This window comes from Agrobacterium larrymoorei, assembly GCF_005145045.1.
GTDB classification, from domain to species: Bacteria; Pseudomonadota; Alphaproteobacteria; order Rhizobiales; family Rhizobiaceae; genus Agrobacterium; species Agrobacterium larrymoorei.
In genome coordinates this window covers 2,310,133-2,330,554 of the sequence record NZ_CP039691.1, presented here as the reverse complement: position 1 = coordinate 2,330,554, position 20,422 = coordinate 2,310,133, and the positions used below count along the sequence as shown (strand labels likewise).

At 57.6% G+C, this 20,422-nt stretch carries 25 protein-coding genes and 1 riboswitch; of the genes, 17 read left to right on the top strand and 8 right to left on the bottom strand.

Features of this window, described 5'->3' with window-relative positions; all coding sequences use genetic code 11:
• Positions 1-228: 228 nt before the first annotated feature.
• From CFBP5473_RS11300 to CFBP5473_RS11290, 3 genes are all read left to right on the top strand, one after another.
• On the top strand, positions 229-1,110 hold the full coding sequence (locus tag CFBP5473_RS11300) for a branched-chain amino acid aminotransferase (protein WP_027675619.1): 882 nt from the start codon (positions 229-231) through the stop codon (positions 1,108-1,110).
• A 133-nt stretch (positions 1,111-1,243) separates the two neighbouring features.
• On the top strand, positions 1,244-1,603 hold the full coding sequence (locus CFBP5473_RS11295; RefSeq protein WP_084631660.1) for a nucleotidyltransferase domain-containing protein: 360 nt from the start codon (positions 1,244-1,246) through the stop codon (positions 1,601-1,603).
• Positions 1,593-2,042 (top strand): HEPN domain-containing protein, encoded by a 450-nt coding sequence (locus tag CFBP5473_RS11290; protein WP_027675618.1) that lies wholly within the window; start codon positions 1,593-1,595, stop codon positions 2,040-2,042. Before CFBP5473_RS11295 ends, CFBP5473_RS11290 begins: the two co-directional genes overlap by 11 nt.
• 30 nt (positions 2,043-2,072) lie before the next feature.
• Here the strand turns inward: CFBP5473_RS11290 and CFBP5473_RS11285 are convergent, their stop codons facing one another.
• Positions 2,073-2,981 carry a LysR family transcriptional regulator ArgP gene (locus CFBP5473_RS11285; protein WP_027675617.1) on the bottom strand — a complete coding sequence of 303 codons (909 nt, stop codon included), beginning with the start codon at positions 2,979-2,981 and terminating at the stop codon, positions 2,073-2,075.
• 89 nt (positions 2,982-3,070) lie between these two features.
• On the opposite strand from CFBP5473_RS11285, the gene CFBP5473_RS11280 reads away from it, so the two are divergent.
• On the top strand, positions 3,071-3,691 hold the full coding sequence (locus CFBP5473_RS11280) for a LysE/ArgO family amino acid transporter (protein WP_027675616.1): 621 nt from the start codon (positions 3,071-3,073) through the stop codon (positions 3,689-3,691).
• On the opposite strand, the gene CFBP5473_RS11275 is transcribed toward CFBP5473_RS11280, so the two are convergent.
• The gene (locus CFBP5473_RS11275; protein ID WP_027675615.1) at positions 3,669-4,547 is read right to left on the bottom strand and encodes a LysR family transcriptional regulator; all 879 of its coding nucleotides are present in this window, start codon (positions 4,545-4,547) and stop codon (positions 3,669-3,671) included. The genes CFBP5473_RS11280 and CFBP5473_RS11275 overlap by 23 nt on opposite strands.
• Before the next feature lie 101 nt (positions 4,548-4,648).
• Here CFBP5473_RS11275 and CFBP5473_RS11270 point away from each other — a divergent pair, with 101 nt between their 5' ends.
• Positions 4,649-5,191, top strand: coding sequence for a GNAT family N-acetyltransferase (locus tag CFBP5473_RS11270; RefSeq protein ID WP_027675614.1), 543 nt, complete (start codon positions 4,649-4,651; stop codon positions 5,189-5,191).
• Positions 5,192-5,202: 11 nt separating this feature from the next.
• Here CFBP5473_RS11270 and CFBP5473_RS11265 read toward each other — a convergent pair whose 3' ends face one another.
• Together CFBP5473_RS11265 and CFBP5473_RS11260 are read right to left on the bottom strand one after the other, a co-directional pair.
• Positions 5,203-5,949: a hypothetical protein gene (locus CFBP5473_RS11265; protein WP_136954352.1), complete on the bottom strand. Its 747-nt coding sequence runs from the start codon at positions 5,947-5,949 to the stop codon at positions 5,203-5,205.
• A gap of 88 nt (positions 5,950-6,037) precedes the next feature.
• Positions 6,038-6,370 (bottom strand): hypothetical protein, encoded by a 333-nt coding sequence (locus CFBP5473_RS11260; RefSeq protein ID WP_027675613.1) that lies wholly within the window; start codon positions 6,368-6,370, stop codon positions 6,038-6,040.
• Between the two features lie 228 nt (positions 6,371-6,598).
• Between CFBP5473_RS11260 and CFBP5473_RS11255 the strand changes: the two genes are divergently transcribed.
• Positions 6,599-7,201 carry a superoxide dismutase gene (locus CFBP5473_RS11255; RefSeq protein ID WP_027675612.1) on the top strand — a complete coding sequence of 201 codons (603 nt, stop codon included), beginning with the start codon at positions 6,599-6,601 and terminating at the stop codon, positions 7,199-7,201.
• An 80-nt stretch (positions 7,202-7,281) separates the two neighbouring features.
• Here CFBP5473_RS11255 and CFBP5473_RS11250 read toward each other — a convergent pair whose 3' ends face one another.
• Positions 7,282-8,040 (bottom strand): SDR family oxidoreductase, encoded by a 759-nt coding sequence (locus tag CFBP5473_RS11250; protein WP_027675611.1) that lies wholly within the window; start codon positions 8,038-8,040, stop codon positions 7,282-7,284.
• A gap of 117 nt (positions 8,041-8,157) precedes the next feature.
• On the opposite strand from CFBP5473_RS11250, the gene CFBP5473_RS11245 reads away from it, so the two are divergent.
• The gene (locus tag CFBP5473_RS11245) at positions 8,158-8,583 is read left to right on the top strand and encodes a winged helix-turn-helix transcriptional regulator (RefSeq protein ID WP_027675610.1); all 426 of its coding nucleotides are present in this window, start codon (positions 8,158-8,160) and stop codon (positions 8,581-8,583) included.
• Between the two features lie 189 nt (positions 8,584-8,772).
• Here the strand turns inward: CFBP5473_RS11245 and CFBP5473_RS11240 are convergent, their stop codons facing one another.
• Positions 8,773-9,168 carry a hypothetical protein gene (locus tag CFBP5473_RS11240; RefSeq protein ID WP_027675609.1) on the bottom strand — a complete coding sequence of 132 codons (396 nt, stop codon included), beginning with the start codon at positions 9,166-9,168 and terminating at the stop codon, positions 8,773-8,775.
• A gap of 214 nt (positions 9,169-9,382) precedes the next feature.
• Here CFBP5473_RS11240 and CFBP5473_RS11235 point away from each other — a divergent pair, with 214 nt between their 5' ends.
• From CFBP5473_RS11235 to CFBP5473_RS11195, 9 genes are all read left to right on the top strand, one after another.
• Positions 9,383-10,945: a helicase HerA-like C-terminal domain-containing protein gene (locus CFBP5473_RS11235; protein ID WP_027675608.1), complete on the top strand. Its 1,563-nt coding sequence runs from the start codon at positions 9,383-9,385 to the stop codon at positions 10,943-10,945.
• 138 nt (positions 10,946-11,083) lie between these two features.
• The gene (locus tag CFBP5473_RS11230) at positions 11,084-11,926 is read left to right on the top strand and encodes a metallophosphoesterase (RefSeq protein ID WP_027675607.1); all 843 of its coding nucleotides are present in this window, start codon (positions 11,084-11,086) and stop codon (positions 11,924-11,926) included.
• Between the two features lie 185 nt (positions 11,927-12,111).
• Positions 12,112-12,747 carry a LysE family translocator gene (locus CFBP5473_RS11225; RefSeq protein WP_027675606.1) on the top strand — a complete coding sequence of 212 codons (636 nt, stop codon included), beginning with the start codon at positions 12,112-12,114 and terminating at the stop codon, positions 12,745-12,747.
• A gap of 190 nt (positions 12,748-12,937) precedes the next feature.
• Complete coding sequence (locus CFBP5473_RS11220) at positions 12,938-13,369, top strand: c-type cytochrome (RefSeq protein ID WP_027675605.1); 432 nt, start codon at positions 12,938-12,940, stop codon at positions 13,367-13,369.
• A 75-nt stretch (positions 13,370-13,444) separates the two neighbouring features.
• Complete coding sequence (locus CFBP5473_RS11215) at positions 13,445-14,362, top strand: cytochrome c (RefSeq protein WP_027675604.1); 918 nt, start codon at positions 13,445-13,447, stop codon at positions 14,360-14,362.
• A gap of 409 nt (positions 14,363-14,771) precedes the next feature.
• Positions 14,772-16,676, top strand: a complete 1,905-nt coding sequence (locus CFBP5473_RS11210) for a methyl-accepting chemotaxis protein (protein ID WP_027675603.1) — start codon at positions 14,772-14,774, stop codon at positions 16,674-16,676.
• Between the two features lie 102 nt (positions 16,677-16,778).
• Positions 16,779-16,993, top strand: a riboswitch (cobalamin riboswitch).
• Between the two features lie 144 nt (positions 16,994-17,137).
• Positions 17,138-17,320 (top strand): CbtB domain-containing protein, encoded by a 183-nt coding sequence (locus CFBP5473_RS11205; RefSeq protein ID WP_027675602.1) that lies wholly within the window; start codon positions 17,138-17,140, stop codon positions 17,318-17,320.
• Between the two features lie 14 nt (positions 17,321-17,334).
• A complete protein-coding gene (locus CFBP5473_RS11200; RefSeq protein WP_027675601.1) occupies positions 17,335-18,042 on the top strand; it encodes a CbtA family protein in 708 nt (235 codons plus the stop codon).
• A 1-nt stretch (position 18,043) separates the two neighbouring features.
• Positions 18,044-18,367, top strand: a complete 324-nt coding sequence (locus CFBP5473_RS11195) for a hypothetical protein (protein WP_027675600.1) — start codon at positions 18,044-18,046, stop codon at positions 18,365-18,367.
• Here CFBP5473_RS11195 and CFBP5473_RS11190 read toward each other — a convergent pair.
• Complete coding sequence (locus CFBP5473_RS11190; RefSeq protein ID WP_027675599.1) at positions 18,364-18,936, bottom strand: type 1 glutamine amidotransferase family protein; 573 nt, start codon at positions 18,934-18,936, stop codon at positions 18,364-18,366. The two genes, CFBP5473_RS11195 and CFBP5473_RS11190, sit on opposite strands and share 4 nt — an antisense overlap.
• A gap of 27 nt (positions 18,937-18,963) precedes the next feature.
• Positions 18,964-19,452, bottom strand: coding sequence for a GNAT family N-acetyltransferase (locus tag CFBP5473_RS11185; protein ID WP_027675598.1), 489 nt, complete (start codon positions 19,450-19,452; stop codon positions 18,964-18,966).
• Between the two features lie 284 nt (positions 19,453-19,736).
• Between CFBP5473_RS11185 and CFBP5473_RS25340 the strand changes: the two genes are divergently transcribed.
• Positions 19,737-20,024 (top strand): class I SAM-dependent methyltransferase, encoded by a 288-nt coding sequence (locus CFBP5473_RS25340; RefSeq protein WP_234881750.1) that lies wholly within the window; start codon positions 19,737-19,739, stop codon positions 20,022-20,024.
• The last annotated feature ends 398 nt before the right edge of the window (positions 20,025-20,422 follow it).

Below are 20,422 nucleotides of genomic sequence, written 5' to 3'. Positions count from 1 at the left end.
ATGCTTTTCTTCGCGGAACATCGCACAGCCAATCAGACGCAGCCAGATGAATATCCATCAAAACTTCTGATGAGACCATCGACGGCGTTTTTGGCTCTACGCAATAAAACCAAAACCAGCGGCGGTATCAGGGCAATATTCCATCAATTTCACAAATCAGGGGAATTTAAACTTGACGTCATTGTCGTGCGGGCATTCATTCCGACGCAATTTAAGAAGGAGAACTCCATGTCCGTCGATACCGCACCCCGTTCCACCACCTGGACCTATGTCGATGGTCAATGGCTTCCCGGCAATCCTCCTTTGATCGGCCCCACCTCGCACGCCATGTGGCTCGCCTCCACCGTTTTCGATGGTGCCCGCTGGTTCGATGGTCTTGCGCCAGATCTCGACCTGCACTGCCAGCGCGTCAACCGCTCCGCCCTCAACATGGGCATGAAGCCGACCATGACACCGGAAGAAATCGAGCAGCTGGCGCTGGAAGGCGTGAAGAAGTTCGATGGCAACATGGCCATCTACATCAAGCCGATGTACTGGGCCGAGCACGGCATGCGCGGCTCCGTCGTTGCGCCGGATGCAGAATCCACCCGCTTTGCGCTCTGCCTGTTCGAAGCGCCGATGGATGCAGGCGTTCCGCTGACGCTTACCGTTTCACCACTGCGCCGCCCATCGCCAGAAACGGCGATGACGGATGCCAAGGCCGGTAGCCTTTACCCCAACAGTGGCCGTGCCATCATCGAGGCCCGCGCGCGCGGTTTCGATAACGCACTGATGCGCGACATGAACGGCAATGTTGCCGAATCCGCCTCGGCCAACGTCTTCATGGTCAAGGATGGCGTCGTCTTCACCCCCGTCCCGAACCGAACCTTCCTCGCCGGCATCACCCGCTCCCGCGTCATGGGCCTGCTGCGCCAGGCGGGGTTCGACGTGCGCGAAGCAACACTCTCCGTCGAAGATTTCCGCAACGCCGACGAAATCTTCTGCTCCGGCAACTACTCCAAGGTCTCCCCAGTCACCAAGCTGGACGACCGCGAACTCCAGTCAGGCCCGGTGGCCCGCAAGGCGCTGGAACTCTATATGGACTGGGCAAAGTCCACGGTTGCTGAGTAAGGAAATTCATGGGAGCCCTCTTCTTGGCGAGGGCCCATCCACTTTTCAAGCGTGGTGACAGAATAAGCGCAACGAGTGGAAATCGTGAAGAAAACCCGCTATATGAAGGCGGGTTTCAACTTGGAGTGCTCCTTTGAGCATCGTCGCAGAAAGTCTTGGTGGACGCGTCGCACTAGCCGGAAGATTTCCGGAGTTGGGACCACTTCTTGCGCGCATCAAAGAGGCTTATAATCCCGTCGACATCGTCCTGTACGGCAGCCGCGCGAGAGATGATGCCACGGCCCAGAGCGACTGGGACCTCAAGGTCATCGTTCAAGACGATGCCCCTGAGCGTTTGTTTTCACCATTGTTTGGATGGCGCGTTCAGGAAGGCTCCGGCGTTTATGCGGATGTCTCCTGCGCACGCCTTTCGGATTTCGTTGCCGACCTTGAAATAGCGAATTCCGCAGCCAGCCATATTGCAGACGATGGCATGGTTTTGGATGTCCGCTGAGCTTCATATCGCAAATGCCTTGCGGTTGGCGCATGAAGATTTGGAAGCGGCAGAAATGCTTGCAGCCAAAGGCAACCGATATGATGCCTATCACGCGCAGCAGGCCGCCGAGAAAATCCTGATCGCACTCCTGACTTCAGAGGGCATCAGAGCGGAAAGACGAGATTCGCACCGTATCGACGTGTTGCGTGATCTTTTGCCTGATACCAACAGCTTCAAATCGCGCTTTGCTACGCTGACCTTCCTGACAGTCTACGCCACGACCTACCGCTATCCGAAGGATGCTGGGCGGTTACCTTCGAAAGCAGACGAAGCCGATCTTCTTCCAGCCATGAAAGCTCTGAGGGAAGTACTGAGCGATGCCTCCACACATTTCGGCGTCGATCTTTCTGCATCCGACCGAATACCCGCCGCTTCGATAAGACCACCTAGAACCTGATCGAGCCAAGCCTCACAGAGCCGATTAAGCTCATGCGCTCATGGGCATCAACTCCCGCCGCGCAACCTCAACCACCGCGTCCGTCAAAGGCCTCAGCCGATCTGCGGCCAGCCGGTTTACCTGCCAGAACAGCGGAACATCCAGCACCGTTCCCGGTACGAGTTCCACGAGGCGGCCAGCTTCGAGGTGATCGCGCACCAGCAGATGCGGGTTCATGCCCCAGCCCATGCCAAGACGTGCGGCGTCCACGAAGCTCTGGGTGGAAGGCAGCCAGTGGGTGGGGTGGACGACGGGGGCGCCGAAGATTTGTGATATCCACTGATGCTGCAGGCGGTCTTTCTGGTTGAAAGTGATGGCTGGAGCTTCCGCCAGTCGGGCCTCGGTCACGCCACCTGCGAAGTATCTCTCCATGAAATCCGGGCTGGCCGTGGCGTGGTAACGCAGGCTGCCGAGCGGCGTGACCCGACAGCCCTGCACCGGCTTTTCAAGGCTGGTAACAGCTGCCAGAACACGGCCGCGTTGCAGCCATTCCGCCGTATGGTCCTGATCGTCCACCGCCACGTTCAACAGATAGCCGGAACTGTTGGTGAAGCTCGACACGGCCTTCAGAAACCATGTTCCGAGACTATCCGCGTTGGTGGCGATGTGCAGCGTGACTTGCCGTCCCGGCTCATCGGGGGAAACCAGTGCGGGAAGCTGGCTGAAAAGCTCCGATTCCAGCATTCCCACATGCTCCATGTGACGGCAGACCCAGTCGCCCTTCTCGGTTGCCGTACAGGGATTGCCGCGCAAGATCAGCACTGCGCCGAGCCGCTCTTCGAGCTGCTTCACCCGCTGGGAAACGGCGGATGGCGTGACGTGAAGCGCCATGGCGGCTTTTTCGAAGCTGCCCGTCTGCACCACCATCGCTACTGCGCGTAGCGCCGCATAATCGACCATAGAATTAGCCTGCCTTAATCAACGTAAGCATCTTTAACTGGATTAAGCCTGAGCGCCCACCTATTGCAAGGAAAACGAAAGGGCAGTGCATGTTATCTGGTGGAGAATTTTCAATCTATCTGACAGGCTTCACCATGGGGCTGACACTGATCGTCGCAATCGGCGCGCAGAATGCCTTCGTGTTGCGGCAGGGGCTAACGGGGGAGCATGTCCTTGCCGTTTGCCTTGCATGCGCCGTGTCCGATGCCATTTTGATCGCCGTCGGCGTCACTGCATTCCGACAGATTGCCGAAATTATGCCTGCACTGGAACCGGCCATGCGCTACGCGGGCGCAGCCTTCCTGTTCTGGTATGGCGCAAAAAGCCTGCAATCGGCGCTTCGTTCCTCGCAGGTGCTGGTCGCCGCGTCCGGCAACATCACGCCGCTTGCCCCAACGCTGATGACCTGCCTTGCCCTGACATGGCTGAACCCGCATGTCTATCTCGATACCGTCGTCCTGCTCGGCACCATCTCCACCCAGTTTCCGGGCTCGGAACCGGTATTCGCCGCAGGTGCGATCACCGCCTCCTTCGTGTTCTTCTTCTCTCTCGGCTTCGGCGCGCGATGGCTGAGACCTGTCTTCGCCAACCCATCCGCCTGGCGCATTCTGGAAGGCGTGATCGCGCTGACCATGTGGCTGATTGCGATCAGTCTTCTGACGGGCAGTTGATGGCGGCAGCGAGCGCCCGCAAGGGTGCGGTCATGTGCTTGTCCCGGCGCAGAGCAAGCGCAAGCTTTCGCTCCAGCCTTGGCGTCAGGGATCGTGCCTGAAGCCCGGATGATCCTCCATCTATCGACATTGCAGGCACGATAGCCACGCCCAGCCCGGCCTCCACCAGCTTCTTGAGAGCCTCGACGCTGCCAAGCTCCATGATCGGCTGAACCCGTTTGCCTCCGCCTCTCAGCCACCCATCCACCAGCTTGCGCGTGTTGCCGCCCTGATAAAGCAGCAAAGGCTGGCTGGAGAGAAACTCGGCATCCACTTCCAGCGGCACACCGGTCGCCTCGCAAGGAAAGATCGCAACAAGCCCCTCCTGATGAATTTCACGTATATCCAGGCTGCGACCGCTGGCAGGCAGGGTTACGATAGCCGCGTCGATCTCGTTCTCCTCGAGAAAACGGAGGATATCCGGCGTGTTCCCGGTCTCCACCCGAATTTCGATGCCCGGCAAAGCCTGCCGGATTTGCCGTAATATGGCGGGCAGGAAGTAGATCAGCGCAGTTGCGCCCGTGCCGATGCGCAAAAGCCCACTCGTACCGCTGCGATGCGGCGCAACGGTTTCAATCGCCTGAGACACTTCATCCGCAATCCGCCTGGCATGCACCAGAAGATCGCGCCCGGCAGAGGTCGGCTGCGCCCGCCGCCCGACCCGTTCGATAAGGCGCACGCCGAGTTGCTTTTCTAACAGGCGGATGTGCAGGCTGACGGCAGGCTGGGTGAGCCCCGCCTTTTCCGCAGCCGCTGAAAAGCTGCCAAGATTCGCCACATCCACAAAGCTGCGCAACTGCCTGAGATCGAGGTCCATATCAAAGAAATCCTTATGTCTTGCATAAGGTCTATAATCTTTATTTTGAATTGTCTCTGGTGCAGATTGCGCACTTACGAATACGCATTCAGGACCCCGCAATGACTTCCCCTCTCAAGCTCGCCATCACAATCCGCCCCTGCGAAGAGGACGATATTCCCCTCATTACCGAAATCTACCGTGATGCGGTTCTGCACGGCAGCGCCAGCTTCGAAATCGAACCGCCGTCGACGCAGACGATGCTGGAGCGCCGGGCAACGCTGCTTGCGGGAGGCTTCCCCTATATCGTCGCGCAAATCGAAGGCGTGGTCGTCGGCTATGCCTATGCCGGCCCCCACCGCGCCCGCCCGGCTTATGGCGCCACGGTGGAAGATTCCATCTATGTCGACCCGAACCGCAAAGGCCTCGGCATCGGCAAGCTCCTACTTCTGGCTTTGATCGATGAGGCTACAGCGCGCGGCTTTCGCCAGATGGTAGCCGTCGTCGGAGATTCCGAAAACACCGCCTCCATCGGCGTCCACCGCGCCACCGGCTTCGAAATGGTCGGCACCCTCAAATCCGTGGGCTGGAAACACGGCCGCTGGCTGGACATCGTGCTGATGCAACGACCGCTGGGAGCGGCGGATACGACGCCGCGGTTTTGAGCTGCGGGAGATTAACAGCTGGGGCGCTGGTTGATGACGTGATTAAGTCTGCTCAAACTGGTCACGTAATCTCCTGTATGCGCGGAGATTAACGAGATGACTGCGATTACATTGTGCAGTCGAGTTTGAGGGTGCCGGTCGAAAACCGCAGCGTGATGCATGATGTCGTTACGCAGTTTGCGCATGTCATCCAGCATGAGATGGATGGCGGCCCGATCCTGATGCTTGGCCGCGTGAGGGAAGGAGGTCATTACGCCGTTGTGCCAAAGATGCTTGTCGTAGGAGGCACCCATTAAAGCCACCCAGAAACCGAGCGACAGAGCCGATACGACGTGTCCTTCCGTGAGCGCTGATCGATGCTTGCGGCGTTCCTTGGAAACGGCGTCGTTGAGTTCGAGAAGGAGCCTTGGAGGCAAGAGGTTTTGGAACGCCCCGTTCTGATACCATTCTGTCTTGAAGCGTTTTTGCAATGGTTTCAAAATCGCATTTCTTGCAGCGACTTCAGCGAATTGGACAGGTAAATAGAAGCATTCGCATAAGCGGATATTCCAGATGTAGAGCCGCAGCGCTAACTGCCTGTCGTAACCCGCTGCAGGCATGTACCGCGAAAGACGTGAGGCTGAGAGAGTACGTTCAATTTCTTCATACACATCCGGGACGCAAGAAAATGGGTCTTGTATCAAAGCGAAATAGGCCTTAATTATCCTGCGTGCGCTGCGGAGCAGATCACTGCCTTCGGGTAAATCTACTGCGGACAAAAATCAGGGGCAGGCCTTCGGGCGCTGCCCTTTATTTTTACGTGCATATTTGCATCGTGCAATCCGTCTGGCAAGTGGCTGCCAGCGATCATGGCTTCGTAGAACCCGGCAATTCCACCTTCACCGAATCAGCGGAAAGTTCGCTGCCCAGTTCCACGGCCTTGGTTTTCTTGTCGTAAACGCAGATGTGGCTGATGGTGGTGTCTGCGCCCTTTGCCTTTCCGGTGAGGATGGCGAGGCCGTAGTTTTCGCTGCCGGTTGGGTCTACCACGGCCTTGGCGTCATCGATAAGGGGTGCTGCGGCGGATAGGCATTTGGCCTGTACATCTGCGACGAATTCTTCCCAGGCGCTGTCGGAAGATGCCATGGCGGGCAGGGCGGAGAAGGTTGCAAGGGTGAAAGCCAGAGCCTGTCGTTTCATTGCAATGTCCTTTCAGTAATGTCTCGTGCATGGTCTGAGAGAACCGATCTCCCGGAAATGGTACGCAAGGATCGGCACAGAAGATGTTTTCACCGAGGCACAGGTGGAATTTTCTCTTTTGCCGGAACATTTTGATAATTCACAGGTTGCCTCAATTGATGTCCGCTTTTATGGTCCGCCCACAAGGTTTCAAGGAGCGGCCAAGCCGCTGCAACAAGGAGTAAAACCATGGCCTTCGAACTTCCCGAACTCCCATACGATTACGACGCGCTTGCGCCTTACATGTCGCGCGAAACGCTGGAGTTTCACCACGACAAGCACCACAAGGCCTATGTGGACAACGGTAACAAGCTTGCTGCAGAAGCCGGTCTTGCAGACCTGTCTCTCGAAGAAGTCGTGAAGAAGTCCTTCGGCACCAATGCTGGACTCTTCAACAATGCCGCACAGCATTACAACCACGTCCATTTCTGGAAGTGGATGAAAAAGGACGGCGGCGGCAACAAGCTGCCCGGCAAGCTGGAACAGGCTTTTGCCTCCGATCTCGGCGGTTTCGACAAGTTCAAGGCTGATTTCATCGCAGCTGGCACGACGCAGTTCGGCTCCGGCTGGGCATGGGTTTCCGTCAAGAACGGCAAGCTCGAAATCTCCAAGACCGCTAACGGCGAAAACCCGCTGGTCCACGGCGCAGAACCAATCCTCGGCGTCGACGTGTGGGAACACTCCTACTACATCGACTACCGCAACCTGCGCCCGAAGTACCTCGAAGCCTTCGTCGATAATCTCATCAACTGGGATTACGTTCTGGAACGCTACGAAGCTGCTGCGAAGTAAATTTCCGAATTATCGGATGTGAAACACCCGGCCTTTGTGCCGGGTGTTTTGTTTTGGGGTAGCGCAATGCCGGTTTGAACTCACCCATGCACCCCATTCACCATCCCGAACACCTTGTCGAAATTGCCACTTTCCGCCGCAAATCTCAGTGGCTTGCAGCGTTCCACGATCACTTCCTTCTCATCCGGACGGTTCGTCAAAATATCCATCACCTCCGAGATAAACGCATCGAGCGGCATGGCGCGTTCGTCGGTGGCTTGCTGTTCGCCCTGCAACGTCGTCTGCACGTAGGGTGGCGCGATTTCGATGACCTCGACCGACGTGTCTTTCAGTTGCTCGCGCAGCGCCATCGAATAGGCGTGGATGGCGGATTTGGTGGCGCTGTAGGTAGGCGTCGCCACCATCGGCACGAAGGCAAGGCCGGATGAAACGGTCAGCACTGCCGCTGCTGGTTTTTGCAGGAAATGCGGAAGAAGTGCTGCAGTAAGGCGGATCGGGGCGAGGAGATTGGTGGAAATGGTTTCTTCCGCTGTATCCAGATAATCCGGTGCGGCCTTGATGTTCTCGTTCTTCATGATGCCGGCATTGTTGATGACGACGTTGAGGTCGGGGTAGTCGCGCGTCAGCGTCTCGGCGAAATTGCGGATGCCATCAGCCTCGGTCGCATCCATCACCACCGAGATCATACCAGGGTTGGCCTTCGTTACCTCATCCAGCGCAGACTGGCGACGACCGGAAATGATGACCGTGTTGCCAAGCGCATGAAAGGCTTGCGCCAGCGCGCGGCCAATGCCGGAACCACCACCGGTGACTAGAATTGTATTACCTGTCATCTTCATCGGGCTATCCTCTCTTGTTGGCCTCTCTTGTTGGATGACAACAAGTTAGCTACGATGCTCTCTATTCGAAAGTAGGCACCCAAAAGATTTATACTTACCCAAAAGAGAGCGTCTGACATGAAAAGACATCTGGCCGATCCCGAGATCGAAAACAGACGCCAACACCTGCCGCCGGAACAGACCGACCCGGTGATCGAGGCGCTGGTTCAGGACATTATCTCCAGGGTGGCGGACAAATGGACGATGCTGATCCTCGAAGCTCTGGAGGAAAACGGCACGCTGCGCTTCACGCAGATCGGCAGGATCGTGGGGGATATCAGCCAGAAGATGCTGACGAAAACGCTACGGCAGATGGAGTGCGACGGGCTGGTCAAGCGCACCGTGCACCCCGTCATCCCGCCGCATGTCGACTATAGCCTCACGCATCTCGGCAAGACGCTGGGCAGCGCCTTTTGCGGCGTGTGGATTTGGGCCGAGACGCACCATGCGGAAATAGAAAAGGCGCGGAAAGCCTTTGAAGAGCATTCTCCGCGCCTGAAATAGTCTAGATTTTCACGTCCCAACCCTCCTCACTCCTGTCCTCGTGACAGGAACCCAGTCATCGTGCGTCTGCACGATGGGAAGAGTTTTGCAGCCCAGGACTGGGCTGGATGGATTCCTGTGACGAGCACAGGAATAATGGATGCGTATCCTACCGCGCATCCATTATGGACGCACGACGCCGTCAGCCGATCAAGCGAACTGGCTCAGCCCCGGAACCGAAGCAATAACCTTGTCCACCACCTCATCGCCAGCATGTTCGCGGGCAATGGAAATCGTCGTCTTGGCGAGAGCGGAAATTTCACCCATGCCGAGGCCGATGCTCATCAGTTGCTGGCCGAGGCCCATGATGCCGCCGCCGCCGATGGCGCTCATCAGGCCGCCGAGGAGGCCGCCGCCCTTGCTGCTGCCTTCGCCGTTGAAGCGGGCAACCAGTTCCGGTGCGCCGGGCATGGACTCGATCATCTGGGCGACAGCCGCGTCATCGGCTTCGCGCTGGAGGAAACCCAGCATCATGCCGAGAGCTTTTCCCGCCTGATCCGGAGCAATGCCCACTCTATCGGCGACCTGGGTGACGATTTCGCTCATAAATTCCTCCTGAATGCGAAAATTACGTTCACGTCAACGTAAAACAAATGAAACACAGACTCAAGGCCGTGCAAAGACCGCGCGACAGCTTTTTCCGCGCCTTCAATTCTAAGCTTATCAAACAGTTGTTGAGGCCGGAAACAGTTCCTATAAGTATATTGCGAAGATTGGATAAAGGATGAAAACTGCCCTCATCTTACGGAGGATTCGCCAGATGTTGCAGGACGATAAGCTTTATATTGGTACGAGCCGCAATCCCGACGACAGTCTCAACAAGGGCGAATATCTCGATTTCCGTTTCGGCAACCGCCACGGCCTGATCACAGGCGCCACCGGCACCGGCAAGACGGTGTCGCTACAGGTGCTGGCGGAAGGTTTTGCCAAGGCGGGCGTGCCTGTCTTCTGCGCCGATATCAAGGGCGATCTATCCGGCATCGCGAAGCCCGGCGAGGCCAAGGACTGGGTGACGAAGCGGGCCGAACAGATCGGCTTTACCGACCTTTCCTTCGAACAGTTTCCGGTGATCTTCTGGGACCTTTACGGCGAAAAGGGCCACCGCGTCCGCGCCACGATTGCCGAGATGGGGCCGCTGCTTCTGGCGCGTCTGATGGATGCATCGGAGGCGCAGGAGGGCGTGCTCAACATCGCCTTCAAGATCGCCGATCAGGGCGGCCTGCCGCTCTTGGATCTGAAGGATTTGCAATCCTTGCTCAACTATATGGGTGAGCATGCGACCGAGCTTTCCAATCAGTTCGGCCTTATCTCCAAGTCCTCCGTCGGCTCGCTGCAACGTGGCCTTCTGGTGCTGGAACAGCAGGGCGCGGAACACTTCTTCGGTGAACCGGCGCTGAAGATTTCCGATATCATGCGCACCACCAGCGATGGGCGCGGCACAATTTCCGTTCTCGCCGCCGACAAGCTGATGATGAACCCGCGCCTTTACGGCACTTTCCTGCTGTGGATGCTCTCAGAACTGTTCGAGGAACTGCCGGAAGTGGGTGACCCCGCCAAGCCGAAGCTGGTGTTCTTTTTCGATGAGGCGCATCTGCTGTTCAACGATGCGCCGCGCGTGCTGGTGGAGCGCGTTGAGCAGGTCGTGCGCCTCATCCGCTCCAAGGGCGTCGGCGTTTACTTCGTCACACAGAACCCGCTGGACGTGCCGGAAACCGTGCTGGCCCAGCTCGGTAACCGCGTTCAGCATGCGCTGCGCGCCTATACGCCACGCGAGCAGAAGGCGGTAAAGACCGCCGCCGATACGTTCCGCCAAAACCCGGCCTTCAATACGGCGGATGCCATCACCACGCTCGGCACCGGCGAAGCGCTGGTCTCGACGCTTCAGGAAAAAGGCGCGCCCTCCATCGTGGAGCGCACACTGGTCCGCCCGCCATCTGGCCGCGTCGGCCCCGTCAGCGATGACGAGCGCCGCAGCATTATGGCATCCAGCCCTGTTGCCGGTCTTTACGATCAGGACGTAGACCGAGAATCCGCCTTCGAAATTCTCGCCGCCCGCGCTCAAAAGGCTGCGGAAGCGGAAGCTGCCAAACGTGCAGCGGAGGAGCAGGCCAGCCAGCAGACGGACAGCGCTTCAGGCCGCTGGAAACTGCCGGGCTTTGGCGATGAGGAACCGAAACAGGCATCGACAACCGGCGCGCGTCGCTCAAGCGGGTATCAGCGCGAGACGGTGATCGAGGCTGCGATGAAAAGTGCGGCGCGTTCTGTGGCGACATCGGTTGGACGGGCGCTTGTGCGGGGGATTTTGGGGAGTTTGCGGCGGTAGGCCAAAGCACAACCTCTCTCATCGCTCGGCGGATATCGGTTTAGCAGCTGCCGGATTGTGTTTAATGTGAGAGCTTCTGCTTAAGCGAAACGCGGGTGTCACACACCTGTCATCCCCCGCGCCTATGCGGTAGCCACCATGACAGATACAGCACCGCTCTTCTCCTTCGGCATCGTCGCCGATCCTCAATATGCCGATATTGCGCCGAAGCCTGAGATGGATCGGTATTATGCTGCGAGCACGGTCAAGCTTGCGCAGGCGATAGAGGTGTTCAATGGGGAGGAGTTGGCATTCGTCGTCACGCTGGGCGATATCATTGACCGGGGTTGGGAGAATTTCGAAGCGATTCTGGCCTGTTACGACAAGCTGAGGCACCGTTCCCTGCTGCTGCCGGGCAACCATGATTTCGCGGTTGAGCCGCAATATCTGGCGCAGGTGCATCAGCGCCTGGGCATGCCAAGCCAGTGGCATGATTTCAGCATCGGCAAATTCCGCTTTTTCGTGCTGGATGGCAATGATGTCAGCACCTTCGCGCCGCCGCCGGGTGATCCGCGGCGGGAACTGGCTGCAAGCCGTCTCGACGCGCTGAGGCAGGTGGGCGCGATCAACGCGCAGGATTGGAACGGCTCTTTCAGTGACGAGCAGGTGGCGTGGCTGCGGGCAACGCTTGCGGCTGCGGATGCTATGGATGAGCATGTCGTGCTGTTCTGCCATTATCCGCTTTATCCGGAAAACGCCCATAATATGTGGGACGCGCCGGAGGTGCTGAAGCTGATTGCCGCACATCACAGCGTGAAGGCATGGTTCTGCGGCCATAATCACGAGGGCAATTACGGCGTGATCGGCAACACCCACTTCGTCAATTTCAAAGGCATGGTGGACACGCCGGACCAGAATAGTTTCGCCATCGCGGATGTCTATTCCGACCGGATCGAAATCCGTGGCTTTGGCCGGGAGACCACGCGCACGCTGGCATTCTGAACCCAGGTTTCAGAGCAGACACCGACATTCATCGACCACAGCAGAACGCGCCTTACTGCGCGCGAAAACGCATCGTCTGCGAGATGAATTCACCACACTTATTCATTTGATATTTCTCGGTAAAGCGGGAGGATTCCGCCTGTTATCGACTGATTATTTCACCGATCTATTTCAGGACTGCCGATATGACCTACAGTGAAAATCTCTGGCTTTATTTCACGCTCCTGTTCGGCATCATCATCCTGCCGGGCATCGATATGCTGCTTGTGCTGGCAAGTTCCTTGACGGGTGGGCGCAAGGTCGGGCTTTCGGCAACCTCCGGCATCATGGCAGGCGGTGTTGTGCATTCGCTTTATGGCGCGGTGGGCGTCGGCCTGCTGGCAACCGTGATGCCGGTTCTGTTCAAGCCACTGATGATTTTCGGCGCGGCCTATATGATCTGGATCGGCTTCAGCCTTATCCGCAGTTCCATCGTGATCGAAGGGGATGAGGTCAGCGCCAGCGCTTCCGCCTGGCGGGCCTTCCGGCGCGGTATCATCACCTGCCTCAGCAACCCCAAAGCCTATCTCTTCATGATGGCGGTCTATCCGCAATTTCTAAAACCCGCTTACGGCCCGATCTGGATACAGGGCATCATCATGGGGCTGATGACGGCGGGAACGCAGCTTGCCGTGTATGGCACGCTGGCGATGACGGCGGGCAAGAGCCGGGATTTCCTCGTGTCTTCACCCCGTGCCACCATATTCATCGGCAGGGCAGCCGGTCTGCTGCTGGTCATCGTTGCCTGTTTCACCCTTTGGGAAGGCGTAAAAGGCAACTGAAAATACCCACTTCAGGCTACTGATTTCACTGTAAAAATCACCGGAATGTGACTTCTTTTTGCCATGTGAAGCAGGCATCTTCCACACTGTTCGACTCCGCACGCTGTCCGGTTCCCGCCGGGCATGATCCGATACTGCGGAAAGAGCGAACGACCACCGCATCCGGTGCGCCGGATCAAGGAGAGAGACAATGAAACTTAAGACGATTGCCGCATCTTTTCTTATAGGCTGTCTTTGCGCCGGAGCGGTTTCCGCTGCTGGCGAAGTTGAAAAACGCGAAGGCTTGATGAAGCAGATCGGCGGCGCCATGGGTGCGCTGGGCGCCATTGCCAAGGGTGAAAAGCCCTACGACGCCGAAACCGTGAAGACCGCCGTCACCACCATCAGCACCAATGCCAAGGCCTTCCCGGATCAGTTCCCGGCAGGTTCCGAAGGCGGCGCTGCTGCACCGGCCATCTGGCAGAATTTCGCAGACTTCAAGTCCAAGTCCGAAAAGCTCGGCGCGGATGCGGATGCTGTTCTGGCACAGCTGCCGACGGATCAGGCCAGCACGGGTGCGGCTCTCAAGACGCTCGGCGCGGATTGCAGCTCCTGCCATCAGACCTACCGTGTGAAGAAGTAACGCTGAATATCAAGGCCCGCTGGTTCAGCGGCGGGCCATTTTTTACAATATTTTTATTGATGAGCGGAGTGGGTGATGGCGTCCATCTGGGCAAAGCTTGGCGGTGGCATCGTGGTTGCCGGTATTGCCGGTTTCGGCATTTTCATGTGGGTAACCGAACCCCAGCGCCAGCCGCCAAGCCACTGGGCCAATTTAGGCGAGCCGGATCTGGCCAATGGCGAAACGCTGTTCTGGGCGGGCGGCTGCGCAAGCTGTCACGCCGCACCGGATGCAACGGGCGATGCGCTGAAGACGCTTGCGGGCGGGCAGGCTCTGCCAAGCCCCTTCGGCACCTTCCACATGCCTAATATCTCGCCTGATCCAAACCACGGGATCGGAGGCTGGACGGTCGCCGAATTCGGCGATGCCATGACCCGGGGTGTGGGCAAAAACGGTGAGCATCTCTACCCGTCCTTCCCCTATAATTCCTACGCACGGATGACGCCGCAGGATATCAACGATCTCTTCGGCTATCTGAAAACCTTGCCCGCAAGCACCAATGATGCGCCGGGCCATGATCTGCCATTCCCCTTCAACATGCGCCTCACGCTCGGCGGCTGGAAGTTCCTCTATTTCGACAAGGGCCAGCCGCGCGTGGAGCTGGCCAATGCCGATACGGAAGTGGCGCGCGGTCAGTATCTGGTGGAAGGCCCCGGCCATTGCGGCGAGTGCCACACGCCGCGCGATATGCTGGGCGGCTTCGTGAAGGACAAGTGGCTGGCTGGCGGCCCGAACCCGGAAGGTGAGGGCACCATTCCCGATATCACCCCCGGCTCGAAGGCCATCGGCTCCTGGACCAAAGAAGACATCGCCAACTACCTCGAAACCGGCTTTACGCCGGAATTCGATAGCGCGGGCGGCTCCATGGTAAAAGTCCAGCAGAACATGGCACGGCGGACGGCAGAAGACCGCAATGCGATTGCGGCCTATCTCAAGGCTGTGCCATCGCGCTGATCTTTATCGTTGCTTGTCCCGCGATAGCGATCCGTCCGCTTAATCCTGTTCGAGTTGTCATTGCGGGGGGTTCTGTCTCGCCGCCCTGATCTGCTTTGGACAAAATCAGGGCATTTTATAAAATGCGGTGAATCCACAAGTAGAGGTGTGACACTAATAATTCGGATTTTTTGTGATTATTGCTTATTTTAAGTTGTATTTGGAGTATTGAGCAGGAAAACTACATTTTTATATTATATTAATTTATGCTTTAAAACTATATTAGATAATTTTTACTTTGTTTACTTGTTATGGCTAATAAAGGTTTGCCTCATGACGAGAGCCCACGCACGACCGGAACCTTAGGACAGCTTCAGTCCGGCAGGCGTCTTCTGCAACGTGCCTTCCGTTAGACCCAGGGATTTCTCCCATGAAACGTCCGAATATAAAAACCTTGCTGATTTCCATTTTAGTCGTGATTGCGGGTGCGTGCGCCATCTTTGGCTATATCGCATTGACGGGCCTGTCGCGTACGAACGAAGCAACGAAAGAAATTGCCACCAACTGGTTGCCCAGCATCAGAACGGCCAATGCCATAAACACCGCCGCGGGCGATTTTCGTATCGCCGAGGGCGCGCACGTCATGTCGACGGACGCGAAAGAAATGCAGAGTGCGGAAAGCGATATCGGCATCGCCGATCGCAAAATCGAAGAACTGCGTGAGACATATCAGCGTCTGATTTCTTCCGATGAAGAACGCAAGCTTTACGCTACTTTCTCAGATCAGTGGAAAAGCTACAAGGCGCTGCATGACAAGCTGATGGTGCTTTCACGCGCCAACAACACCGAAGAAGCATCGGCTTTCTACAAAACACAGATGCGCAGTGTTTATGATGCCGTCGGCACTCAGCTCGATCAGATCATCGCGCTCAACAATTCCGGCTCTGATTCCAGCTACGCCTTGAGTGCCGCTGCTTACGACACGACTTTCACCATTGCCACGTTGACGCTTGGCTTTGTGGCGCTGATCGTCGTTGCGTCCGTTGGCTTCGTTCTGCAGGGCGTAACAAAGCCCATCAGTCAAATCACCGGCTCGATGAAGCGGCTTGCCGAGGGCGATGCGGCTTCCGCCATTCCCTATTCTGGCCGCGCTGACGAGATTGGCGAAATGGCTGGCGCGGTTGAAATCTTCCGTCAGGCAGCACTCACCAACAGGCGCCTGGAAACGGAGGCCGAGGAAAACCGTAACCGTGCCGAAGCCGACCGGATTGCAACGCAGGAAAAAGCAGAGGCCGACGCGGCAGAACGCTTGCGCATTGCCACATCCGGCCTTGCTGCCGGGCTGAAGCGGCTTGCGGAAGGGGATCTCGCCTTCCAGCTCAACGAAGCTTTCGCACCGGATTTCGAAGCGTTGCGGCATGATTTCAACCAGTCCGTCCGCCAGCTTGGGGATACGCTGAAGGACATCTCGCAGTCGATTTCAACGATGGACGATGGCACGCGGGAAATTGCAGCCGGTGCGGACGATTTGTCCCGCCGGACCGAACAGCAGGCCGCCTCGCTGGAAGAAACCGCAGCGGCTCTCGACCAGATCGTTGCCAATGTCAGCAATTCCTCCAAACGCACGGAAGAAGCGCGAAGCGTTACGAGCCAGGCCAACAGCTCTGCTGTCAAGTCCGCACAGGTCGTTTCACAGGCAGAAGAAGCGATGCGCAAGATCGAGCAGTCTTCGCAGCAGATTTCCAATATCATCGGCGTCATAGATGAGATTGCCTTCCAGACCAACTTGCTGGCGCTGAACGCTGGCGTGGAAGCCGCCCGTGCTGGTGAGGCTGGAAAAGGCTTTGCTGTCGTGGCACAGGAAGTGCGGGAACTCGCTCAGCGTTCCGCTCAGGCAGCCAAGGAAATCAAAAGCTTGATCCAGAACTCCTCTACCGAGGTGGAAAGCGGCGTGCGGTTGGTGCGCGATACTGGCGATGCCCTGAAGACCATCGGTGCCTTTATCGTTGAAGTGAACGGCCATATGGAATCCATCGCCATTTCGGCGCGGGAGCAATCCACAGGGCTTGTGGAAATCAACACCGCCGTCAACGCCATGGACCAGACGACCCAGCAGAATGCAGCCATGGTGGAACAATCCACCGCCGCCTCCAGCACCCTTGCGCAGGAGGCTGCAAAGCTTCGCTCCCTGGTAGAACGGTTCCAGTTGGAAGACGGGGGCACGGGCCGGGCTTCGGCACAGGCCTCTGCCCTGCGCCAAACGGCTGCTGCCATGTCTCGCCCTCAACCAGCCGCATCGCTGAAGACCGCCAATAGTGGCTGGCAATCCTTCTGATGGTTGAGCGTTTCCATTCAATGTGGAAACGCTCACGTTACGCCTGATACCGAAAATCGGGTCAAGCGTGATGACGAGAATTGACTCTCCACAACCACTGCCTGATAACAGACGTGTGATGGTCTTTCCGGGTTCGCCCGGAAAGTGAAAAGGGAATACGATAGGAGCGAGCATTCGCTCTCATTCGTGGCTGCCCCCGCAACTGTGAGCGGAGAGCCTGAAAACAATGACCACTGATCCGGCAAACCCGGATCGGGAAGGTGTTTTCAAGGTGACGACCCGTGAGCCAGGAGACCTGCCATCGCTGTAAGTGTCGTCAATGCCGGCGGGGTGTCCGGAAGAGCACGGTTGGCAGGTCGGCTCTATCCGCCCTGAGAACCCTGTTTATCTTTTCCCCGTGGTGAATGTTGAAAGCGCGCGCGCTGCGCCATGCAGGCCGCCGCTCAAAGGAGAGGGTCACTATGTCTATCCATCAAAATACGGCCTCAAGCGCCATTTCCACCAGCACATCCAAGATATTGCAGGGCTTAAGCGCTATTGCGCTTGGCCTGTTCATCGTCGGTTTCGTTGGCTTCTCGCATGTGGAAGCCATGCACAATGCGGCGCATGATACGCGCCACGCCAACGCCTTCCCGTGCCATTGAGGGGGAGGGGAACCATGCCGTTTTTCAGAAACATCGTCTTTACTGCCGTGCTTGTCGGGCTGATTGCGGGCCTTGCGACGAGCGCCATGCAGGCCATCGGCACCACACCGCTCATCCTTCAGGCGGAAACATTCGAGAGCGCCGGTGGTGATGCCGGGCACACCCATGCGGCTGGCACGCCCGCGGACCACCACCATGACGAGGAAGCCTGGGCACCTGCCGATGGTTTCGAGCGTAACGCCTATACGATTGCCGCCAACGTCTTGACCGCAATCGGTTATGCGCTGGTGCTGACCGGGCTGATCTCGCTGCGCGGTGCGCAGGGCGGCTGGCGCGAAGGGCTGTTCTGGGGGCTTTCCGGCTTTGCAGCCGTGATGCTGGCACCCATGATCGGCCTTCCGCCTGAATTGCCGGGCAGCCCGGCTGCCGATCTCAACGCCCGTCAAATCTGGTGGCTCGCAACCGTTGCAGCAACGGCAGGCGGCATCGCGCTGCTTGCCTTCCGGCGCACGGAGCCATGGGCCATCCTGCTTGCGGTCCTGCTCATCGTCGCGCCGCACATCGTCGGCGCACCCCTGCCGCCTGAGGGGGAACATGCGCTGGCGCCCCTGCCGCTCGAACGCCGCTTCGTCGTCGTCGCAACGGTTACCAGCTTCGTCTTCTGGCTGATCCTCGGTTCGCTCAGCGGTCTGTTCCTCAAGCGCTTCGAATTGGTCAAGTGAAATGATAGAGGGCGAGGGGAGCGCAGCCGAGTGGAGCGATGAGCTCGATTGTCTGCGTTTCCCCGTCCCCGGCCATGGCGCAGCCTGCGCCATGCACCGCCTGGCCTTCAAGGCGCTTCTGCCGGAAACGCCGTCGAAAGAGCGTTGCCTGGATTATTTTCATGGAAATCAAGCATCATTCCTCGCTGCTGCGCGCAGCAAGATCGACCTGATGAACATCCCAAAGAACCACAGCCTGCACATCAACAGCCGTGATGTGCGGCGAGCCAGTTCGGCAGAAAGCGCGAAAGGACCAGCGCGCCGCTGCCGTGTTCTGGATCGTTAAGGCTTGAGATGCTCGGCGGAAAACACCGAAATCTCCGCTTCGGCTTCCGGCCCCCACAGGTCCAGCGCCTTCAGGACTTCGGCAGCAAACGTGACCGGAGAATTCCCCGGCGCGGTAACGATACCCTTGTCGCTGACGGCCTGTGGCTGGTCGCGATAAAGCCCGGCACCCTCGTACATCTCGTATCGCTGATGCGAGGCGAGCGAGTTGCCGGTATGTGCCGCATGGTTCAGGACGCCCGTTCCCGCAAGCGCGCTCGCCGCCGCACAAATACCCGCCACAACGCGGTCCTGCGCGCGAAACCGATGGACCAGATCGGTAAAATCGGGCGCAGCACCTTTTTCCCAGCTCAATCCGCCGGGAATGACGAGCGCATCGATATCGTCGGGGTCGAGCGCTTCATAGGCCGTGTCCGGCATCACCTTCAGCCCACCCATGGACGTCAAGGGCTTGCCATCGGGCGATGCAGTGACGATCTCCACGCCCAGATAACCGCGTGCGGCGGCAGCCAGCAGAGCGGGCTCCCAGTCGGCAAATTCCTCTGTCAGCGCTATGGCGATACGCGTCATGTCATCCTCCGAACGTCTGTGCGTGTCTCAGGAAAGCGCCTGCATGAAGCGCATGCCGGTGACCGGGCGCGGTACGAAATCCATGTTTTCGTAGAACTTATGTGCGGCGAAATTGCCGGTGGCAGCACCAACGGACAGGAAATCACAGCCGCAACGCTTCGCCACGTCACGCGCACGGGAAACCAGATGCTGGCCAGTGCCGTGGCCGCGATGCCCATCCCGCACGAAGAGGTGATGCAGTTCCATACCGCGACGACCTTCCTGCGCACGGTAGAGCGGCACGAGGATCGCGTAGCCGATCAACTCGCCATCGGCTTCTGCAACAAGTGCTGTGATCCAGGGGATTTGCGCGAAGAGATCACGCTCCAGCTTTTCCGGCGTAATCGCCGCCGCATCACCATGATGAGCCGCCAAAAGCGTGATCATCTCGTTGAGTTCAGGCAGATCGGTCTTGCGCGCACCACGAATGGTCACGACGGGCGGTCTCGGTAAGGTCAGAAGGCTGTCTTCGGTCATTTCTGCGGTCCTTCGGGTTCTGGTCTTTTGCCGTCAGGACGTTTGAAAACAACAAAGCCGCCTGACGGCGGCTTGTTGACAAACTGATCTGTCGAGCCGCCCTTAAAGGAAGGCCCAAAAATACGTGCAGGAAATGGGTGCGCGTTCGTTGATCATGCGAGAGTGATGCGCTCGAATCGTAATCGTGTCAAGGCCGGATTTCTGGTTTGCACCAATTGCGGTTTTTGTGCCTATTTTACGTTTGTGTAATTGCGTCGGATATGGATTGGGAGGGGCTAACGCTAATGAACGATACTACCTTGAAATTTTACGAGGCAAACTCCGAGAAATATACGGCCGACAAAAATGCTCCCAATCCTAGATTGTTTACTTTTCTCAAACAGTGCAAACTAAATGGTAGGGTGCTCGAATTGGGTACAGGTCGTGGCGTTGATGCTGCAGTAATCATCAAGAACGACTTCAAACTAGATGCGACAGACGGCTCATCGGAACTTGCCGCCATCGCTTCACTTCGCATCGGGCAGCCTGTCAAGACGATGTTGTTCAACGAGCTGGATGCTAAAGATGTTTAAGACGGGGTTTACGCCTGCGCTTCCCTGACCCATGTGCCGCGACTACAACTCGGTGGGGTCATTACGAGAATTTACCGTGCGATGACTGAGAACGCTGTCGTTTGGGCTAGTTTTAAGGCGGGTAGCGAGGAGGGTTCAGATGCGCTGGGCCGCTACTATAACTATTTCCAGCAAGATCAGTTGATATCGCTTTGGCAGGCATCAACGCCTTGGCATAACATTGAGGTCGAGGCCTGGACAGACAGCGCATGTGACTCCAAGCAGACTGATTGGCTTGCTATCACAGCGATGAAATGAAGTCTGCTTCGGGTCAAAAACCGTCACATTCGTTCGGCTGGTTTGCGCCGATTTCGGATGTGAGCACCTTAATTTATCATAGCCAAAAAACATAGTTGCAG

Excerpts from the sequence above, each read along its gene's own strand:
- CFBP5473_RS11300 (WP_027675619.1), top strand. The coding sequence starts at position 229 with ATGTCCGTCGATACCGCACCCCGTTCCACCACCTGGACCTATGTCGAT.
- CFBP5473_RS11290 (WP_027675618.1), top strand. The coding sequence starts at position 1,593 with ATGTCCGCTGAGCTTCATATCGCAAATGCCTTGCGGTTGGCGCATGAA.
- CFBP5473_RS11285 (WP_027675617.1), bottom strand. The coding sequence starts at position 2,981 with ATGGTCGATTATGCGGCGCTACGCGCAGTAGCGATGGTGGTGCAGACG.
- CFBP5473_RS11280 (WP_027675616.1), top strand. The coding sequence starts at position 3,071 with ATGTTATCTGGTGGAGAATTTTCAATCTATCTGACAGGCTTCACCATG.
- CFBP5473_RS11275 (WP_027675615.1), bottom strand. The coding sequence starts at position 4,547 with ATGGACCTCGATCTCAGGCAGTTGCGCAGCTTTGTGGATGTGGCGAAT.
- CFBP5473_RS11270 (WP_027675614.1), top strand. The coding sequence starts at position 4,649 with ATGACTTCCCCTCTCAAGCTCGCCATCACAATCCGCCCCTGCGAAGAG.
- CFBP5473_RS11260 (WP_027675613.1), bottom strand. The coding sequence starts at position 6,370 with ATGAAACGACAGGCTCTGGCTTTCACCCTTGCAACCTTCTCCGCCCTG.
- CFBP5473_RS11255 (WP_027675612.1), top strand. The coding sequence starts at position 6,599 with ATGGCCTTCGAACTTCCCGAACTCCCATACGATTACGACGCGCTTGCG.
- CFBP5473_RS11250 (WP_027675611.1), bottom strand. The coding sequence starts at position 8,040 with ATGAAGATGACAGGTAATACAATTCTAGTCACCGGTGGTGGTTCCGGC.
- CFBP5473_RS11245 (WP_027675610.1), top strand. The coding sequence starts at position 8,158 with ATGAAAAGACATCTGGCCGATCCCGAGATCGAAAACAGACGCCAACAC.
- CFBP5473_RS11240 (WP_027675609.1), bottom strand. The coding sequence starts at position 9,168 with ATGAGCGAAATCGTCACCCAGGTCGCCGATAGAGTGGGCATTGCTCCG.
- CFBP5473_RS11235 (WP_027675608.1), top strand. The coding sequence starts at position 9,383 with ATGTTGCAGGACGATAAGCTTTATATTGGTACGAGCCGCAATCCCGAC.
- CFBP5473_RS11230 (WP_027675607.1), top strand. The coding sequence starts at position 11,084 with ATGACAGATACAGCACCGCTCTTCTCCTTCGGCATCGTCGCCGATCCT.
- CFBP5473_RS11225 (WP_027675606.1), top strand. The coding sequence starts at position 12,112 with ATGACCTACAGTGAAAATCTCTGGCTTTATTTCACGCTCCTGTTCGGC.
- CFBP5473_RS11220 (WP_027675605.1), top strand. The coding sequence starts at position 12,938 with ATGAAACTTAAGACGATTGCCGCATCTTTTCTTATAGGCTGTCTTTGC.
- CFBP5473_RS11215 (WP_027675604.1), top strand. The coding sequence starts at position 13,445 with ATGGCGTCCATCTGGGCAAAGCTTGGCGGTGGCATCGTGGTTGCCGGT.
- CFBP5473_RS11210 (WP_027675603.1), top strand. The coding sequence starts at position 14,772 with ATGAAACGTCCGAATATAAAAACCTTGCTGATTTCCATTTTAGTCGTG.
- CFBP5473_RS11205 (WP_027675602.1), top strand. The coding sequence starts at position 17,138 with ATGTCTATCCATCAAAATACGGCCTCAAGCGCCATTTCCACCAGCACA.
- CFBP5473_RS11200 (WP_027675601.1), top strand. The coding sequence starts at position 17,335 with ATGCCGTTTTTCAGAAACATCGTCTTTACTGCCGTGCTTGTCGGGCTG.
- CFBP5473_RS11195 (WP_027675600.1), top strand. The coding sequence starts at position 18,044 with ATGATAGAGGGCGAGGGGAGCGCAGCCGAGTGGAGCGATGAGCTCGAT.
- CFBP5473_RS11190 (WP_027675599.1), bottom strand. The coding sequence starts at position 18,936 with ATGACGCGTATCGCCATAGCGCTGACAGAGGAATTTGCCGACTGGGAG.
- CFBP5473_RS11185 (WP_027675598.1), bottom strand. The coding sequence starts at position 19,452 with ATGACCGAAGACAGCCTTCTGACCTTACCGAGACCGCCCGTCGTGACC.
- CFBP5473_RS25340 (WP_234881750.1), top strand. The coding sequence starts at position 19,737 with ATGAACGATACTACCTTGAAATTTTACGAGGCAAACTCCGAGAAATAT.